Annotated in this window: 3 protein-coding genes; 2 read left to right on the top strand and 1 reads right to left on the bottom strand. The window is 53.2% G+C overall.

Going from position 1 to position 2,068, the window contains the following annotated elements:
* On the bottom strand, nt 1-356 hold a 356-nt coding region (locus PMX70_RS10050; RefSeq protein WP_271743480.1), incomplete at its 3' end, for a hypothetical protein.
* Here PMX70_RS10050 and PMX70_RS10045 point away from each other — a divergent pair.
* Nucleotides 249-767, top strand: a complete 519-nt coding sequence (locus tag PMX70_RS10045; protein WP_226790689.1) for an RNA polymerase sigma factor — start codon at nt 249-251, stop codon at nt 765-767. The two genes, PMX70_RS10050 and PMX70_RS10045, sit on opposite strands and share 108 nt — an antisense overlap.
* The gene (locus PMX70_RS10040; protein WP_138339613.1) at nt 718-1,794 is read left to right on the top strand and encodes a DUF4179 domain-containing protein; all 1,077 of its coding nucleotides are present in this window, start codon (nt 718-720) and stop codon (nt 1,792-1,794) included. The genes PMX70_RS10045 and PMX70_RS10040 overlap by 50 nt, the downstream gene beginning before the upstream one ends.
* Nucleotides 1,795-2,068: the final 274 nt, after the last annotated feature.

The following is a 2,068-nucleotide window of genomic DNA, read 5'->3' as shown; positions in this document are numbered from 1 at the left end:
TCCGCACGCAAAGGAAAGCACTTAATGTGCTTTCCGTCTTGCGCAGGACTGTAGAGCAGCAAACTTAAACAGCGGGCGGCCCGTTCCGGGAATCTGCCCCCGCGCACAGAAGGGGATTCCTTTTGCCAATAAGGGACAGGTTTATTTTGGTAGGTATTTCCTGCCTGAATTTGAAACAATTCGTCCGGCCGGAGCGTATCTATGGTGAGGGCCTCATCGAGAACCATTAACGTCACCGGGAGGTGATTATGGAAGAACAAGCTTTTAGACAGGCGGTTGAAGATCACAGGGATGTCGTGTTTCGAATCGCGTTGACGTACCTGCGTGATCGCGCCGACGCCGACGATGTCGCTCAAGACGTCTTTCTGAAGTTACTCAAAAACGATGCGCAATTTGAAAGCTGGGAACATCTTCGTCGATGGCTTATCCGGGTCACGATCAATGAATGCAAATCGCTCTTTCGAAAGCCATGGAGGCGTGTGGAGGATATTGAGAACCTGGCCGATTCGCTTTCGGCGGCGCAGGATGAGACCAAGGCGGTCCTGTCAGACGTTATGCGACTTCCGGAGCGATTCCGTGTCCCCATCGTGCTCTATTACTATCTGGGCTTTTCGACCTCAGAGATTGCCGAGTTGTTGCATGTACCAGCCGCGACCGTTCGAACGCGTTTAGCTCGCGGCAGATCGAAACTCAAGTTCATCCTAGAGGAGGGCGACCGTGAAATCCAATCAAATCAAGCAGGCCTTCGAGTCCGTCCAAGCCGATAGCGATCTTGCTGACCGTGTTCTTTATGCCGCTGCTGGTGAGCCGCTTCGCCGAAAGGGTCACGCGAAGCCTCTGTATGTTGCCGTGATCGGATGCCTTGCCGGAGTGCTGGCGACCGGAGGGGTCGCCTACGCCGTTGTCAATTCCGGCTATTTTGCCTCAGCCTGGGGAAACCACGGCAATGGGGATTCCATTACCTGGACCAACGGTGGCTCATCGGGGACTAAATACACCTACACCAGAGAGTTTGGTGATGGCATCGCGCCCCAAAGCCTGGAGGGTGCAGTTCAGAAGGTTAATCTGTCCGTCGAGGGTAACGGTTATACGCTCGATATCCATGAGATGGCTATCGATCAAAACGGCTGCGGCGCCGTGACGTTTACGTTGTCCAATCCAAATGGAGTTAACTGCTACAAGCCGGCAGCAGAGATCGGCGAACTTGTTCTTTATGGTGAAGAAGAACAGGGCATCGGCACGCCCGATATGAAGTTCGGCGAGGAATGGGCTGACACACGCTGCACCATTGATAAGGACACATCAAGCGATACTGTCATTAATGGCACGATGTACTTTGCTTCTATGGATCGCGAGCGAGGTTTTCAACATGCGGTCACCTGGAATATCTCGTGGACCGAGGGCGAAGGCGAGGATGCGAAGCCGTTCGAGGCATCGACGCCCGAGTTTAGCGTTGGAGCGTACGTCGATACAAAGGAACTCCGCTCCGATGACTCGACTCTTGAGATTAGCCCGTTTTCCATCCAGACGCACATCGATGATCTGGGCTATGAAGCAGTTGATAATAAGCTGACCGTCAGCTACAAGGATGGATCGGAGCAGACTATCGAAGATGACGACGCAGGGGTGTTCAACTTATATTTTTCTTATGCGCGCAATAGCGGAGAGAACATCTGGGTGCCAACGAAGTTGATTGATGTCGACCAAGTGGTCTCAGTAACGCTTGAGGGCACGAGGTGCACGTCAACAGGAGAGACCGAAACAGAAGTACCCTTTACCATCGTCTATTTGTAAGATTTGGGGCCGCTTCCTACTAGGGGAAGCGGCCTCTTTTGCGTTAAATGGAAACGCCGCCGATTTCCATGCGACAGATGAGAGCAGATTACCGCTGGAGCGCGACGTTTCCCCAGATAAAACCGACCAAAATAAACCTGTCCCTTTTTGGCAGGGAACGTTGCCCCGACGAGCACGTCGGATTCCCGGTCCGGGCGGCCCGCTGTTTAAGTTTGTCGCGAGTTCCGCACGCAAAGGAAAGCACTTAATGTGCTTTCCGTCTTGCGCAGGACTG

It is taken from the genome of Collinsella aerofaciens (assembly GCF_028206795.1).
Taxonomy (GTDB): Bacteria; Actinomycetota; Coriobacteriia; order Coriobacteriales; family Coriobacteriaceae; genus Collinsella; species Collinsella aerofaciens_AX.
This window is presented reverse-complemented; position numbering and strand designations above follow the sequence as displayed.

Coding starts and splice junctions, on each gene's coding strand:
- PMX70_RS10045 (WP_226790689.1), top strand. CDS start 249: ATGGAAGAACAAGCTTTTAGACAGGCGGTTGAAGATCACAGGGATGTC.